The sequence below is a fragment of the Polyangium jinanense genome (genome assembly GCF_028435265.1).
Classification (GTDB): Bacteria; Myxococcota_A; Polyangia; order Polyangiales; family Polyangiaceae; genus Polyangium; species Polyangium jinanense.
Map to the genome: position 1 here is coordinate 38,581 of NZ_JAGTJK010000004.1, position 15,981 is coordinate 54,561.

Genomic DNA, 15,981 nt, shown 5'->3' on the forward strand with positions numbered 1-15,981 from the left:
AATGGCGAGAACGAAGCGCCGATCTACCCCGCGAGCGCGGCCCGCACCCCATTCTCGAAGATGCGCAGGCCGAGGCCCGCGGCCGGGAGCGTTCCCGCGTCGCGTTGCCGGATCCAGTCGGGGTGATTCTCCGGGTAGAGATACGCGTCGGGGTGCGGCATGAGCCCGAAGATGCGTCCCGTGGGATCGCAGAGCCCCGCCATGCCGCCCGGCGAGCCGTTGGGGTTGTCCGGCCAGACCTCCGTCGGCGCCCCGCTCGCGTCCGCGTAACGCACGGGCACGAGGCGCGAGGCGAGGATCTCGTCGCGGAGTGATTCATCGAGGAAGAGCAGCTTGCCCTCGCCGTGGCGGCTCGGCATCTCGATCGTGGGGCCGATCCCGCGCGTCCACACGCAGGGGCTCGCGGGGTCGACGGCGAGCTTGACCCAGGTGTCGAAATACCCGAGCCGGTCGTTGTGCACGAGCGCCGCCTGCTGCGCGGCGAGCGGCGTGCCCCGCGCGCGGCTCACGCCCGGCAGGAGCCCCAGACAAACCAGCGTCTGGAATCCATTGCAGACCCCGAGCGCGAGCCCGCCGTCGTCGACGAACCGGCAGAGCGCCTCGCCGAGCCGGAATCGGAGGCGATTGGCGAACACGCGCCCGCTCTGGATGTGATCGCCGAAGGAAAAACCGCCGATGAACGCGAGGATGTGATACCCGGCGAGCGCATCGGCCTGCCCGCCGCGCTCCAGGATCTCGCTGAGGTGCACGAGGTCGACCCTCGCGCCCGCGCGGGAAAAACCGGCGGCCGTCTCGGCCTCGCAGTTCAGCCCGTAGCCCGTGAGCACGAGGACACGCACGTCGCGCGCCTCCTTCGGCGCGGGCTTTATGACGTCAGACGGCATGGGATTCCTCCTGGAAAGCGCGGCGGAGCGCGTTCGAACCGAGCTCGGCGAGTGTTTGTCCTCCATGACGAATACGTAAATACCCCCGTCCCGACGAACCTGGCTCGACCGTGCCGAGCCGGACGAGGGCATGTGGCGAGAGGTGCGCTTCGAGCGCGGCCGCGTCCTCGGCCCGGGTGCTGAGCAGGATGCGCCCCGTCGATTCGCTGAAGAGCGCGATCGCCGGGGAAAGCCCTGCGCCCACGCCATCGAGCGAGACCGACAAACCGAGCTCGCTCGCCATCACCATGTGCGCGAGCGCGACCGCGAGCCCGCCGCGCGAGAGCACGTGCGCCGAGCGAACGAGGCCCGCCTCGTGCGCCGCGGCGAATGCCTGATATCGCGCCGCGAAGCGCTCTGGGGCCGTGCGCGGGACGCCGTCGAGGGCGAGCCCGAGGAGCCGCGAAAGCTCGCTCTCGCCGCACGCGTCTTCGGTCTCGCCGAGCAAATACACGACGTCGCCCGGCGCACGCGGTGAAAGCGTGAGCGCGTGCTTTACGTCTTTCATTTGCCCCATGACGCTGACGAGCAGGGTCGGCGGCACGGAGATCTTCACGCCGCCCATGGTGGCGTCGTTCTTCATCGAGTCCTTGCCCGAGATGAGCGGCAGCCCGTACGCGACGCACGCCTCGTACAGGCCCTCGCACGCGCGCACGAGCTGCGCGAGCTTGTGCTCGCCGTCGGGCGTGGTCGCGCTCTTGATGGGGTCGGGCCAGCAGAAATTGTCGAGCGCGGCCATTCGATCGATCCGCGCGCCGGCGCAAAGGACGCGCCGCACGCCCTCGTCCGCGCAAGCGAGGGCCATCGCGTGCGTGTCGAGGTCGCTATAATGCGGGTGAATCCCCTCGCCGAGCACCACACCCTCGTCGCGCCCGTGCCGCACGCGCATGACCGTGGCCGTGGACGGTACGTCCCGAAAAACGCCCACGAAGGGTTTGACCACCGCGAGCCCCTTCACCTCGTGATCGTAATGCCGAGCGTACCGCTCGTCGCTGCGGATGTTCGGCTGCGCGAGCATCGAGACCACGAGGTCGTCGATCGGCCGCGCGGCGAGCGCCCTGTCGCGGTCCGCGGCGCTCGCGAACGCCCGCGTGGGCGGGCTCCAGCGCGCCGTCCGCACGACCTTCGGCAGCCCGCCGTGCAGGAACGCGAGCGGGAGATCACAGGCCTTCTCCTCGCCGTAACGCACGACGAGCCTGCCCGAGCTCGTAAAGGTGCCGATCTCGGTGGCCTCCACCTCGCGCCGCGCGGCGAGCGCGAGGAACGCGTCCAGTTTGTCCGGAGGCACGGCCACCGTCATGCGCTCCTGCGCCTCGCTGACGAGGATCTCCCAGGGCGCGAGGCCCGGGTATTTGAGCGGCACGCGCGCGAGGTCGATCTCCGCGCCGCCGGATGCCTCGGCCATCTCGCCGACGCTGCTCGAGAGCCCGCCGGCGCCGTTGTCGGTGATGCCGCTGTAGAGGCCCCGATCCCGCGCCTCGGCGAGCATGTCGAACATCATCTTCTGCGTGATCGGGTCGCCGATCTGCACCGCCTGGACGGGCGAGCTCTCATTGAGCTCGACGCTGGAGAACGTGGCGCCGTGAATGCCGTCCTTGCCCACGCGCCCGCCGATCATGACGATCCGGTCCCCGGGCGCGGTGAACTTTTCATGCGTGGGCCGGTCCGCCGTCTGCACGGGCATCGCCGCGACGGTCCCGCAATACACGAGCGGTTTGCCCACGAACCGGTCGTCGAAGAGCTCGAAGCCGCGCATGTACGGAATACCGGACTGATTGCCGCCGTCGATGACGCCGTGGTGCACGCCGTCGCGAATGCGCCGCGGGTGCATGAGGCCCTTCGGCAGCGTGGCGGTATGGTTTGGTTTGCCCAAACAATACCCCCACACGTTCGCGAGCAGGTCCGCGCCGAGCCCGCAGCCGAAGCTGTCGCGGTTGACGCCCACGATGCCGGTCATCGCGCCGCCGTACGGATCGAGCGCCGAGGGCGAGTTGTGCGTCTCGACCTTGTAGACGAGATGGCATTCGTCCGTGAATCGCACGACGCCCGCGTTGTCGCTGAAGACGGAGACCAGAAAATCGCCGCTGTCCCCGTCGATCCCGGACGACGCCCGGGCCTTGCGGACGTCCTCGGTCGCGGCGACGACGTACGTCTTGAAGACGCCCCGCTCGATGCGTCGAGTATTCCCCGCGGGGTCTGTGTACTCGATCGGCGCGTTGAAGATCTTGTGCTTGCAGTGCTCGCTCCACGTCTGCGCGATGCACTCGAGCTCGGCGTCGGTGGGCTCGCGGCCTTCCTTCTCGAAATGGGCGCGGGTCGCGTGCATCTCGGGCACGGAGAGCGCGAGGAGCCGCTCGCGCGAGAGCCGTTCGAGCGCCTCGTCGGAGAGGCCGCGCAGGGGGACGATCTCGGTCCGCGGCGCCCCGGTCGCGCCGGCGCGGGGAACGCCGAGGTCGGGCTTGCGCGGCGGCTCGTCGATGCGAATGCGCTGGATGAGCGGGTTGTGCAGGACCTCGGCCGCCGCGCGCTCGATGTCGGCCCGCAGAAGGCCCCAGACGAGGTACATCGTGCCCGTGTACACCTGGCCCGTGAGCGCGCGCCCGAGCGCGTCCTCGCACGCGGTCTTGACGCTCTTGCCGACCGCGTCCGTCACGCCGGGCAGAAAGGAGACGGTGAGGAGCACGGGCGGATCGCCGGGCTCGCCGTCGGGCAGCGCGCCGAGGGCCGCGACCTCGATCACGGGGTCGGCGATGGCGGCGAGGACCTTTTTGGCCTCGGCCTCGGATATGTCGAGATCACAGAGGTATACCTTGCGCGTGCGAATCCGCGCCGGGGAGAGGCCGAGCCAGGCCGAGAGCGTCTGCGCGGTTTTCGTGGCGAGCGCGTCCGGAACGGCCGGCCGGTTCTCGATCTCGAGCCGGTAGATGGGCATGGTGGGTGGGCTCCTCGTCCGCGCAGCCGTCTAGCACAACCTGGGGGATGTGGAAGGTTTGCGGGCGTGGCTTCGTTCGCTTCGCCAGGCGCCCGCGCGAGGCCCGAGCGCTCGCGCTTGGAAGGTCCTACGCAAAAGGATAATCTGCGGCGAAGGAGCGACCTCGTGCCTCGAACGATCCGGTGGGCCGCGTGTTTGCCCGTGCTCGCCTTGCCACGCGTGGCGCGGGCGGAGGTGCTCGACAAGGTCGCGCCGCCCTGGGAGCCGTTCGTCCTCGGCTGCACGCTCGTCGCGCTCGCCGTCACGGTCGCGCTCGCCCTCTCCGGCAAGAAGACGCTCCGCGCGGCCGGCTTCGTGGTCGCGCTGCTCTGGGCCGTTTATCGGATCGGAACGGATGAATGGTTTTCGGAGGACGTCGGCCCGCACATCCGCGTGGACCTGCCCGCAGGGGAGGCGCGGGTTTGGCTGGGCACGATCGTTTTGGAGGGGCTCGTGCCGCTCGTGGCCGTGCTCGTGATCGGCGCTGTCACCACCAGCCGATATCAGCGACCAGATCGCCCACGCTCCCGTGCCTGACGATGGCGCGGTTCTTCTTGATCTCGTAGGCCTTCGGCGACGCGTCCACGATGTCCTGCTCGAAGTGGTGCGCTTCGAGCTTGTACTTGCCCTCGCCGTGCATCAGGCCGCCCTTGAGCTTGATGTAGGTGGAGTGGAACCGCGATTCGAGGTCGACGATCTGCGTCGCCGAGATCTGCATGCCGAGCTCGAGGTGGACGGTTTTCACGGCGTGCTCATGGGACGCATCGAATGCCAGCGCGAGATGGGCGCCGACCGTGAGGAGCGCTTCGATGTCGGCCTTCGTGAACGTCTCGTAGATCGTGATTTTCGCCACTGGATCTCCTCCCTGAGTTCGTTTGGAACCCAAGCATCATGACACGAGGAGACCCGGCGTGGCAACCCGCCGAGAGCGCCGAGGCTACACGTCGCGCCCCTCCGCCTTCCGCGCGTCGAACCGCCGCGCGATCATCTCGAGATCGTGCCCCTTGAGCGCCGCCTCCAGCATCGGCGGGAGCGCATTCGGCGTGCACGCGAAACAAGGCACGCCGAGCTTCGCGAGTTTTTTCGCGAGCTCCGCGTCGTACATGGGCGTCCCCGAATCGTCGAGCGCGAGGAGGCACATCGCGCGCACGCCGCTCTGCACCATCTCCTCCATGCGCTTGACCATCTGCTCTTGATTGCCGCCCTCGTAAAGATCCGTCAGCAGAATGAAGAGCGTGCGGCGCGGGTTCGAGACGAGGCCCTGGCAATAACCGACCGCTCGATTGATGTCCGTCCCGCCGCCGAGCTGGATCCCGAAGATGAGATCCACCGGATCCACGAGCCGCGGCGTCAGATCCACGACCTCCGTGTCGAAGGCCACGACGTGCGTCTCCAGGGCCGGCAAGCTCGCCAGGATCGAGCCCATCACGCCGCCGTAGACAACGCTGCTCGCCATCGAGCCGGACTGGTCCATCGCCACGATCACGTTCCATTCGCGCCGCCGGTGCTGCCGGGCAAAAAAGAAGAAACGATCGGGGACGATCGTGCGTCGGTCCTTTTGATAGTTCTTGAGGTTTTTCCCGATCGTACGGCGCCAGTCGAGGTTCGGCAGGCTCGGAATGGGCTGGTGGCGCGAGCGGTCGAGCGCGCCGCGCACCGCGCGTTCGAGCTCGCCTTGCATTCGCTTTTTGATCTCCTCCACGACGGACCGGACGATTTCCCGCGCGGCGTCCTTGGCCCGGTCCGGGATCATGTCCTTCATCGTGAGCAGCGTGCCCACGAGCTCGACGCTCGGCGTGATCTGCGCGAGCGATTCGGGCTCGAAGAGTAGCTCTTTCCAGCCCTTCTTCTCGATTGCGTCCTGCTGGATGACCGCGACGACGTCCTGCTCGAAATACTTGCGCACGTCGCCGAGCCAAGCCGCGAGCTTCGGGCGGCTCGCGCCGAGCCCGGCGCTGCGCTTGGTGCTGCTGCCGCTGCCATTGCCCGGCTCGGTCTCCTCGATGTCGTACAGCGCGCCGAGCGCGGCGTCCATTTCCGCCATCTCGCGCGTGAGGAGCCCGCCGCCGCTGCCGGCGCCCATTCCTGCGCCTCCACCGCCGCGGATTTGATCCTCCACGCGCTTGCCGAGGATGAGCCGCCAGCGCTGGTGTCTATCGAACGTCATCGGTCCGGCGGGCGCTGGCGGCGCCGCGGGCGGATTCGGGGCAGCAGGGGTGGGGGCGGGAGGCGCCTTCTTTTTGGCCATGGCTTTTACAGATCCAGATCCAGATCGCCGAGGTCGTCCTGAAGAGCCGCGAGCTCGGCGTCGTCCACCTTGGTCTCGATCGCCCGGAGAATTTCTTTTTCGCTGCCGCCCCAGAGCTCCGCGAGCAGGGCCGCGATCTTTCGCGCCTCGCTCGTCTCGAACGAGCCGAACGCGCGGCGGAGCGCGACGACGGCGCGCCGGAAATCGTCGTGGTCCATTGCCTCGACGAACGTGCTCATGGCGGCCCAGAGCGAGCGGCGTGAGAGCAATGCATACCGGTTGCGCGTGGCGAGCCCCTCGAAAAAGCCCGCACCTTCGCTCGGCGAGACACCGGGGCAGATGCGGCGCGAGATGCGGCGGTCGAGGACGTCGTCCTTGAGGATGCCGCGTTCGAGGAGAATCGCGCTTGCGACGCCCGCGACGTGCGCCGAGGCGACGTCGTCGTCGGCGATCGCGTCGAGCACGCTCGCGAAACGGTCGACGTCGAGTTTGTCGGGGAACATGTGCCCCACGCGATGCAGGTGTCCGAGCGCGACGCCGACGTTCCGCGAGGCCTCCTCGTTGCAGCGCGAGGCCTCCGGCGCGAGGAGCGCACCACGCAAGAAAAGCTGCGCTACGAGCGGTTCGAGCGGCGCGACGTCGATTTTGCGTACGTCCTTGTACGCGACGAGGTGGCTCAATTCGAGGGCGGCACCCGCCACGGCCACGAAATCACCGTCGTCGACCGCGAGCGTCGAGACGCGGGCGAGCGCCGCTGCCGTCGCGTCCGAGAGGTCGCATTCGACGCTCCTCCGTGCGAGGTTCGCCGCGGCGTGCACGTTCGCGGCTGCTTCGAGCGCCTCGCCGATGGAGCGCGCCGCGGCGATCTCGATCGTATCGCCCCGGAGGGCGTTCTCGACGAGCTGGATCTCGCAATCGGGTGTCCAGCGGGCGCCCCAGACTTCCTTGTACGTGCTTTGCGCCCGGTCCTCCTCGCTCGTCCGATTCGCCGCGAATCCGATGCCGAGCACGGTGAGCCGGTGCAGGAAGATGGAACGATTCCGATCCCGGTAGGCCGCATCCTCCGATTTCGCGAAGCGATCCTGCCGGAGGTCGAGCCAATCCTTGCTCGTCGACCCTTTGATGATCTGTTCCTTGTCCTTGAGGTATTCCTCCAGGCGCAGATCCTTCACCCAGCGATAAAAATCGTCCTGGATCGAGGTGCGCAAGACGCCCGGAGGCACCTTGCCGAGCGCGTCGCCCACCGCGACGTCGTGGATGAAACGCGCGACGTTGAGGGGTTCGCCCTGGCCGAGGCACGTCGCCGCTGCGTCTTCGAGGTCGCGCAGCGTGGGTGCGTGCGCGTCGCGCAGCGAGGCCATGCCCTCGGCAAGCCGCACGGCTTCGATGACTTCCGCGCTCGATCGCACCATGCCCGCCTTGCGCAGCTTCCCTGCGACCTCAGCGAGAAAGCGCGTCCCGAGCCGCGCGGTCGAGCCCGCTTGGGCCTCTTCGTAAAGCGCCTGGAAATACCCGGGCGCCTTGTTGCCCGCGCCGTATCCTGATTGCGAGCTCAATCGAAAGAAGCTGTACGGCATCAGCGTGCGCGTGACCGGTACAGTTGGCAGTTTTTCGATTTCCTCGTCGGTCATGGCCGGCTCTTCGGCGACGAGCACCGGCGCGTGATAGGCGCCGCAGATGACGACGATCCGGTCGGGGTCGTGCCCTTCCGCGATCGTGTCGCGGATTCGCCGGCGCATGAACGCTTCGCGCAAGAGCGTCTCTTCGCGCCGCCGCGGCGACTCGTACTCGAGCGCGCGGAGCTCGCGGCCGAGCTCGAAGATGCTCAGGCGATAGGAATCCGGCGACATCGAATGCTCGAAATGGCGCTCCCACCAGGTGTCGTGGTCCGGATCGCCCGAGAGCTCTGCGATCGCCTCGTAGGGATCACCGAGGTAGCGCTGGGTGTCCGTCTCTTGTTTTTCGTCTGCCTCTTCGGATTCGTCCTCGTCTTCGTGCGCATGCTCCGGCGCGGGCTCGCTGCGGGCGAGGTAGACCGAGGCGGCGAGGTCGATGAAGCGGGCCACCCGTTTTTTCTGGAGCGCCCAGCGAAGCGCGACCCACTCGGGCGAATAAGCGGCGAGGGGGAAAAGAACGGAGCGGACGGGCCGCTCTTGCGTGAACGCGAGCAGCGCGACCGGGGGCGTCGTACGTTTGTCGAGGAGGTGCGCGATCTCATCGGTCGCGTCGCTCGGGCCCTCGACGAGCACGGCCGTGGGATCAACCTCGTCGAGGAATCGCTCGACGTGCCAGGCGCCCATCGGCGACAGGTGGCGTACGCCGAAGATACGCGCGAGCGGCCCCGTGGTGGGCGGGGTTTTTCCCGGCACCACGGCCTTTGCCCCGGGGTTTGCCTTCCTCGCCGCCATGGCTGCCTACACGAGCTCCTTGCAGGCCGTATAAAGCGGCTCCCAGGCGCCGCCGCGCTTCTTCATGACGTTCTCGAGGTACTCGACGAACACCGCCTCGTCCTTCGAATCCTCCTTGACGACCGCGCCGAGCAGGCCCGCGGCGAGGTCGCGGTCGCTCACGCGGCCGGTTCCGAAATGGCCGGCGAGGGCCATGCCATTGCCGAGCACCGAAATGGCCTCGGCCGTGGAGAGGACGCCTGAGGGGCTCTTGAGTTTTTGCTTGCCGTCGATCGTCTGGCCCCGACGGAGCTCCTGGAAGACCTGCACCACGCGGCGCACGGCCTCCTCGGCCGGGGGCGCCGCAGGCAATTGGAGGCTCGATCCGATCTCGCGCACGCGGCGCGCCACGATCGCGACCTCGGTGTCGATGTCGCTCGGCACGGGGAGCACGACAATGTTGAAGCGGCGCTTCAAGGCGGCGCTCATGTCGTTGACGCCGCGGTCGCGGGTGTTCGCCGTGGCAATGACGTTGAAGCCGCGCTTCGCTTGCACGTGCAAGCCGAGCTCGGGTACGGCGAGGACCTTCTCGCTGAGGAGCGTGATCAACGCGTCCTGCACCTCCGAGGGGCAACGCGTGATCTCTTCGAATCGGACGAGCCTGCCCGCTTCGAGCGCGCGGTGAATGGGCGAGGGCACGAGCGCCTTCGGGCTCGGCCCTTCCGCAAGCAAGAGCGCGTAATTCCACGTGTAACGAATCTGCTCCTCGGTGGTGCCCGCCGTGCCCTGGACGAGGAGCTGCGAATCATTGCAGATGGCCGCCGCGAGGTGCTCCGAGAGCCAGCTCTTCGCCGTGCCCGGCTCGCCGATGAGCAGAAGCGCGCGGTCGGTGGCGAGCGTGGCGATCGCGATCTCCACGATGCGCGGCGCGCCCACGTATTTCGGCGTGATGTTCACGTCGCCGACCTTGCCGCCCATGATGTAGAGGAGCACGGCTTTCGGCGAGAGCCGCCAGCCCGCGGGTTTTTCGAATTTGTCGGCCGCCGCGATGGCTTCGAGCTCGCTCGCATACAGCCGCTCCGCCGGCTCGCGGAGGACATCCGATTTCACAGAGCCCTCGCCGCCGTCCGCCTTCTGGGTGTCCTTCTTCGTCGCCATGCTCTTGTCCCCGACCGTGCGTTCGATGGAAATACGTGGTTTGTCGTGTCAATCGACCGTGGGCGCCGCTGTTCGAGCTCGTTCGAGGAAGCGCAGGCATTCCTCGAAGGGCGCCGCTTCGGCGCGCGAGAGGCGCTTCCTCTTTTGCTTCGCGTCGAGCCAGCTCCGGAGCATCGGGGCCAGGGCCGGATCGTCGTACGCGGTCATGACGTTGCACGCGCGGCCATAGTCGTAGCCGCCGCGCAGAGGCTCGAGCAGTCGCAAGAACGCGTGCAGGATGCGCGGGTCGCGCTGCTTGCCGAGGCATTCGAAGACGAGCAGGGCCTCCTCGCTCGACAAACCCTCCTCGCGCGAGACCGAGAGCGCGTCCCCGAGCGTCTTCGGCGAGCGCGCATGCACGAGGAGGGTGAGCGCGGAGATCCGCAGGCTCTTGTTCCCGAGCATGGCGACCCCGAGATCGACCCAGCGCTCGTCGTTGCGGATCTTCTGGGTGGCCTCGGCGGATTCCCCATTGCCCGGTGTGCCGTCGTCCCCCTCTTCGAGATCCACGAAATGGTTTGCGACACGCGCGAGGATACGCTCCGCGAGGTCGAGGCCCTTTTTCTGCGCGAGCGCCAGAGGCTCGAAGAAACGCGCGAGGCGGTCGTGGGCCTTCGCCGGATCGAGGGCGATGACGCCACCGACGAAATCGTCCTTCGTGGTGTCGGGCGCGTCGTAGAGCGACGGCATGAGCTCTTCCCATGCGCCCGGAAAACCGATGCGGAGCAGCGCGCGCGCCGCGGCGTCGCGCACCTCCTTGACCTTGTGCTGGCGGAACGCTTCGAGCACGAGGTTCGCCCCCTCGTCCGTGCCCCGCGCCGTGAGGAGGTCGACGAGATCGACGAGGTATTCGACCTGGTTTGTATGCGCCTTCTGCTCCTTCGCGGCCGCGTCCTTTTCTTCTTTCGTCGTGGCCTTCTTGATGCGGTAATGGCCGAGCTCGCGGAGCTCGGGCGAAAAGAGCGCGATGATCCGCTCGTTCGCGCGCGGGTGCTTGCTCGCGGCGAGCGAGATCTCGGCCGCCGAGCGCAATTCGGCCGTGCCTCCGAAGGCGCGGAGGAGCACGTCGAGCGCCTCGTCGCTCGGAGCCCCGGCGAGCGCATGCACGGCCGCGACGCGCACGTCCTTCGAGCGATCCTTTTCCGAAAGCACGAGCGCGATGGGCTCGGCGGCGAGGGGGTCGATCCGGCCGAGCTCGGCGATCGCCGCGGCGCGGATGTCCGGAACGCCTTTTTCGACGGCCTCGCGGAGAAGGTCCGTGGCCTTCGCTCCCTCGATCCGCGCAATGGCGCGAAGGAGCCGCACGTCGAGCGCGCGGCCCTTCTCGAGGTCGAGGTGTTTTTGAAGGCTGGGCACGATCGCCTCGCCGAGCGCCGGCACGAGGTATTGCACGACCACCTCGGCGATGGCGCCGTCCGAGAGCGCCGGAACGACGAGCGGCAGGAGGCGCAGGTCCCGCGCCGCGCCGCGGTCCGACATCGCGTAATCGCGAATGATGCGGGAGCGCTGCCGCGCATCCGGGGCGTTCGTCAGGGCGCCGACGAGCGTATTGAGCTCCGTGGGCGTGAGCGGCGTGCCGATTTTCCGCGTCGGCGTGAGCGGCGTGAGGTCGCCGTTCGCCTCGGGCAGGGCCGGCGTCGCCTGCGCCCCGCGCACCTGCGCCATGAGCGAGGCGAGCGCGAGGAGCTCGGAGGCCGCGGCCTTGCCCGTGGCATTCTGGAGTTTTTCGATCTGCTCTGTGACCTTGCCGAGCGCGGGCGCGCGCGCGGCGAGCGGGGCGAGCGTGTCCCGCGCGGCGGCGAGGTTCGGGTCTGTCCGGGCAATCTGCGCGCCGGCGAAGAGCCAGCGGTCGACGTCGCGGTCGAGCTGCTTCAGGGTATCCTTGGCCATCGTCGTGCTTCCTCTTCGATCAAGCGCGGAGGCGCAGGTGTTCGTCGCCCACGAAGAGCGCGAGCGGATCGCCGTAGATGGCGCGCCTGAGGAGGTCGTAATAAAGGCGGACCGCGAGCGTTCCCGGGCCGAACGCCGCCGCCGCGTGGCGGAGCGCGTCGGTGCTCGGGAGCCTGCCGTCGTTCATGTTGCGGAGGACGAGCCGCATGCCCGCCTCGTCCTCGACCACGAGCTCGCCCGCCACGTCGCCGAATTTCTTCGCCGCGACCAGGAACACCGCGTCGAGCGGGTGAAGCGGGTTCTTGAGCTGATTGCGCATCGCCCGCAGCACCGGGTCGAGGGGTTTTCCGTGACGGTGCACGGCCTCGTAATCGGCCGCCTCGCGCGGCCGCTCGCGGATCACGCCTTCGGTCTTTTCGTCCCAGCGGACGCGGCGATTGACGAGGTCGCCCGGATACAGCGCAGCGTCCGCGATTTCGAGCGTGCCCAGGCGCGAGGACCGGAGCTTCGTGAAGGGCAGGGTGTGAAACGGGAGCGAGGTCACCTCGCAGACGACCGAGCCGTCGTCGAGGTCGACCAGAAAACCGATCGCCGTGGCAAACTGGGTGATTTCGTCGTCGGAGCGCTCGTGCGCGAGCTCCAAGAACCTTCGATTCTTGACCCAGTAGCCGGCTTCCCGGAGCTCGGGCAATCGCCAGGCCTTGCCGAGGATCGATTCGAGCTGCGCGTCGGCCTCGCTCTGCGTCGTGCCCTCCTCGACGAATTTGCCCTCGAGCGCCTTTTTCCCGCGGCGAACCGTGGTGTAAAGTTGCGTGAGCGTGAACGCGATGCGCGCCTCCTGCGCCTCGCCGAGGCCCCGCGCCACGTCCCGCACGCCGGGGGCGTCGTCGTCGTCCTCGTCGCCGAGCCATTCGCCGGACACGTACGACGCGAGGCGCGTGAGCACACCGGCCGTGCGCTTCATGTCCGCGTCGGCCATGCGCTTCGCCTGGTGCTCGATCGCCTCGATGCTCTTTCCGGAGAGGCCGCCGAGGCCGCCCGAGACGAGGTCGACGAGGAACGTCTCCAGGGTATCGAGGGCGTCGCTTTGCTCCTTGGCCTTCTTGGCGAGCGCGGTCTTGTTGACGCGCGGGGCCGCGGCCGCCGCGGCCGGCTTCTTTTCGGCGGCGGCTTTCTGGGCCTGCTTTTCGCGTTTCTGGACGAGGTCCTTCGGCGGCTCCTCGACGGGGAAGAGCGCGCCTTTTTGCGCGTATGCGAGCAGGAGCGCGACGCCGTGCTTGCAAGGGAAGAGGCGCGAAGGGCAGGTGCAGCGGACGGTGGGTTTGTCCGTTCCGGTCGCGAGGTCCATGGAGACCGCATAAGGCGAGCTGCCAGAGCCGTCGCAGTGGCCGAAGGCGAGGGTCCCATCGTCGTTCTTGGCGAGCTTCTTCAGCGCGCCTTTCCGCAAGAGCGACTTCGCGTCGAGGAGCACCTTCTCGTTCGGCGCCCACTCGGCGATCGATTGCTCGGTGACGACCACAGCCATGCATCGGACCGTACCAGAAGGACGCCGACGTGGGGAGGGGGAGTTTGGAGAGGTGTGACAGGAAAAGTCCGGGCCAGGACGAACCGGTTCAGGGGGCGCAACGCGGGGGAACGTCCTCGTGCGCGGGGTCGTCTCCGGCGGGCTTTCCGGCGAGGATCGTGGCGAGCAGGCCGCTCGTGAAGGCGCGCTCCTCGCAGAGGTCGAACGGCATTCCGAAGCGGCCGGCGCGGCACTGGAGGCGGGCGCGGGCGGCGCAGGGGTTTTTGCCGAGCAGATCGACGTGGCCTGCGCCGTCGAGCACGTGGGCGGCGTCCTCTTTGTCGAGGAAATGAATCGAGGCGGTCGGGCCCTTGCCCGTGGGGCTCTGGAAGTGCAGCGTGCCGTCGCTCCAGCCCGTGACGAGCCATTGGCCGTCGGGCGTGAAGGCCAGCGAAAAGAGGTTCGACGTCAGATTTTGCATGAGGTGCGCCTCGCCGGTCGCGACGTTCCAGAGCCGGAGGGGGTTGTCGAGCCCGCCCACGGCGAGAAGCTTTCCGTCGGGGGAAAACGCGAGGTCCTCGATGGACCTCGTGGTGCCGGGCTTCGTGTCGGCGAACGTTTGGCGCGACGCACCCGTCGCCGTGTCCCATACCCGCGCGCTCTTGTCTTCTGAGCCCGAGGCGAGGAGTTTTCCATCGGGGGAGAACACGACCGCGGTTACGGCGTCGGTGTGCCCCGGCAAGCGGAGCTTTTCGGCGCCCGCGGCGACGTCCCAGAGTCGCACGGTTTTGTCGCTCGATCCGGAGGCGAGGTATTTTCCATCGGGTGAAAACGCGAGGTCCTGGATCGCGCCCGTATGCCCGAGGAGAGGGCGCGCCGGCGCGTTCGTCGTCGTGAGCGAGAAGAGGAGGATCGCGTCGCCCATGTCGACGGCGGCCCACGAGCCATCGGGCGAAAGGGCGAAGGCCTGGGCGGGGTCTTTGAGTTTTTCCGCGCGGACCGTGGCGCCCGTCTGCGCGTTCCAGACGCGCATTCCATGGCCAGCCCCGCCGAGGAGCTTGCCGTCTCCCGAAAATGCGATGTTGCCTTGGTCGTCGGAGACCGACGAGGTGCGGTGCAGCGTTCCCTTTTCGAGGTCGAGCATCCGCAGCATGCCGTCCCACGGCAGCGCGGCGAGGGTTTTCCCGTCGGGGGAGATTGCAAAAGAGCTGATGCCCGGGTCCTGCAGGCCGATCCGCTTCACGAGGGCGCCGCTCGTCGCGTCGACCACGCAGACCGGGCCGGGACTGCAGTCGACCGCGAGGCGGCGGCCGTCCGGCGAGAAGGCGACATCGCCGAAATAGACGATCTCTTCGAGCTTCGTCCGGACAGACCCGGTTTTTGCATCCCACACGGAGATGCCGGCGAGGTTGTCCGCGGCGAGGAGGGAGCCATCCGGCGAGAGGGCGATCGTATGGGCGGGGTCCTCCGCGTCGACCTGGATCGTCTTTTTCAGGGCCCCGCTACGCGGGTCCCAGATCTGCACGCCGCCCTTGTCGGTGGCGACGGCGAAGGTCTTCCCATCACGCGAGAAGGCCGTCTGCCAGATCGGCCCACCTTTCCCCCCGAGGGTCGCGGTCACGCGGCGCTTTTCGATTTCCCAGAGGCGGACCTTGTCGTCGGTGAAGGGAATGGCGAGCGTCTTGCCGTCCGGCGAGAACGTCGCGCTGACGGGCCACGCCGGCTCGTCTTCGTCCTCGTAGGGCAAACCCCCCTTGATCGGGATCCGTGAAGAATACGGCGCGCTGACGTCGTGGATGAACGAGTTCTCGTTCTGGAGCGCGACGAGGCGCATGAGGTCGGGAGAAAATGCGGTGCCGTCGACGGTGGGGAGGTTCTGCAGCTCGCGCACGAGGAGCCGCGACGAGAGGTCCAGGAAAAAACCATTCGAAGAGGTCTTCACGCCGAGGAGCTTGGCGTCGCTCGACAGAGCGATCGGATCGTTCCCCGAGATCCAGGGCACGTAGAGGTGAACATACTCGCGACCCGTCTCCGCCTCGAAGAGGGAGACCTCGATGTCGCCGCCAGCCGGCCCTTGCGAGAGCGCGAGGAACCGGCCGTCGCTCGACCAGTCGAGCGAGCTCACCGTGAGGTCGCGGTTTGGCAGGACGACCAAGGGCAGTCGTCGTTCGGTCTTGTAGAGCAGCCCGAAGGCGCGATCGAAGAGCTTCTGGGCCTCGGCCGCGTCGCCGAGCCTGCGCGTCACGAGGGCCGCGCCGAGCAGGGCCTGGCCATTCGGGTGCGCCGCGAAGGCGCCGAGATACGCCACGCGGGCGGCGCGGAGCGAGGCTTCGTCGCCCTTGGCCGCGAGCGCGTCGGCCTGCTCGACGAGCGGAAGCGTCACCTTCGTGATGTTCGGCGCGAGCAGGTTCTCGAGCTTCTTGTCGCCCTTCTCGGCCGCCGCGTGGGCCGACTCCGCGCGTTTTTTCATGGCGTCGCTCGCGCCGGGCATGCGGAGCAGCTTGTTCGTGAGGTCGTATGTGTACGAATAATCGTACAGCTCGACGGCGAGCTCGGCGCTCGTCGCCAGATCCTCGGCCAGCACCTCCGGGGCCGCGCTCGGGCAGAGCTCACGCACGCGCGCGAACACGCGCAGAGCGCGGTCGAGCTTTCCTTTGCCCAGCAGCGCGGGGACCTTCTTTCGCAGCGCGTCCGCGACCTCGCAAGGGTTCGCCGGAGGCGGCGGGCTCGGGGCGGGCTTGGCGACGGGCGATGGCGGCGCGGGCGGGGGTTGCGGCGGCGCGCTTCCGCAGGCGAGGAGCCCGAGGAGGGGTGCGGCAGGAAGAACCCCAAGGAAACGGAGCGAGCGGGCAAACATGCGT

Annotated in this window: 10 protein-coding genes; 1 reads left to right on the forward strand and 9 read right to left on the reverse strand. The window is 68.1% G+C overall.

Annotation, left to right across the window (positions count from 1 at the left end; translation table 11 throughout):
* Positions 1 to 23: 23 nt before the first annotated feature.
* Together KEG38_RS11100 and KEG38_RS11105 are read right to left on the reverse strand one after the other, a co-directional pair.
* Entirely contained in the window at positions 24 to 884 is an 861-nt protein-coding gene (locus KEG38_RS11100) for a phosphoribosylformylglycinamidine synthase subunit PurQ (protein WP_272419306.1), read from the reverse strand.
* Positions 874 to 3,855 carry an AIR synthase-related protein gene (locus KEG38_RS11105; protein WP_272419307.1) on the reverse strand — a complete coding sequence of 994 codons (2,982 nt, stop codon included), beginning with the start codon at positions 3,853 to 3,855 and terminating at the stop codon, positions 874 to 876. Before KEG38_RS11105 ends, KEG38_RS11100 begins: the two co-directional genes overlap by 11 nt.
* Before the next feature lie 165 nt (positions 3,856 to 4,020).
* On the opposite strand from KEG38_RS11105, the gene KEG38_RS11110 reads away from it, so the two are divergent.
* Positions 4,021 to 4,431 (forward strand): hypothetical protein, encoded by a 411-nt coding sequence (locus tag KEG38_RS11110; protein ID WP_272419308.1) that lies wholly within the window; start codon positions 4,021 to 4,023, stop codon positions 4,429 to 4,431.
* On the opposite strand, the gene KEG38_RS11115 is transcribed toward KEG38_RS11110, so the two are convergent.
* From KEG38_RS11115 to KEG38_RS11145, 7 genes are all read right to left on the reverse strand, one after another.
* Positions 4,382 to 4,747 carry a hypothetical protein gene (locus KEG38_RS11115; protein ID WP_272419309.1) on the reverse strand — a complete coding sequence of 122 codons (366 nt, stop codon included), beginning with the start codon at positions 4,745 to 4,747 and terminating at the stop codon, positions 4,382 to 4,384. The genes KEG38_RS11110 and KEG38_RS11115 overlap by 50 nt on opposite strands.
* 84 nt (positions 4,748 to 4,831) lie before the next feature.
* Complete coding sequence (locus tag KEG38_RS11120) at positions 4,832 to 6,142, reverse strand: VWA domain-containing protein (RefSeq protein WP_272419310.1); 1,311 nt, start codon at positions 6,140 to 6,142, stop codon at positions 4,832 to 4,834.
* Between the two features lie 5 nt (positions 6,143 to 6,147).
* Entirely contained in the window at positions 6,148 to 8,550 is a 2,403-nt protein-coding gene (locus tag KEG38_RS11125) for a DUF5682 family protein (protein ID WP_272419311.1), read from the reverse strand.
* 6 nt (positions 8,551 to 8,556) lie between these two features.
* Entirely contained in the window at positions 8,557 to 9,687 is a 1,131-nt protein-coding gene (locus tag KEG38_RS11130) for an ATP-binding protein (protein WP_272419312.1), read from the reverse strand.
* Between the two features lie 48 nt (positions 9,688 to 9,735).
* The gene (locus KEG38_RS11135) at positions 9,736 to 11,616 is read right to left on the reverse strand and encodes a HEAT repeat domain-containing protein (protein ID WP_272419313.1); all 1,881 of its coding nucleotides are present in this window, start codon (positions 11,614 to 11,616) and stop codon (positions 9,736 to 9,738) included.
* A gap of 19 nt (positions 11,617 to 11,635) precedes the next feature.
* Entirely contained in the window at positions 11,636 to 13,141 is a 1,506-nt protein-coding gene (locus KEG38_RS11140; RefSeq protein ID WP_272419314.1) for an SWIM zinc finger family protein, read from the reverse strand.
* An 88-nt stretch (positions 13,142 to 13,229) separates the two neighbouring features.
* Positions 13,230 to 15,977, reverse strand: a complete 2,748-nt coding sequence (locus KEG38_RS11145) for a WD40 repeat domain-containing protein (RefSeq protein WP_272419315.1) — start codon at positions 15,975 to 15,977, stop codon at positions 13,230 to 13,232.
* Positions 15,978 to 15,981 lie beyond the last annotated feature (4 nt).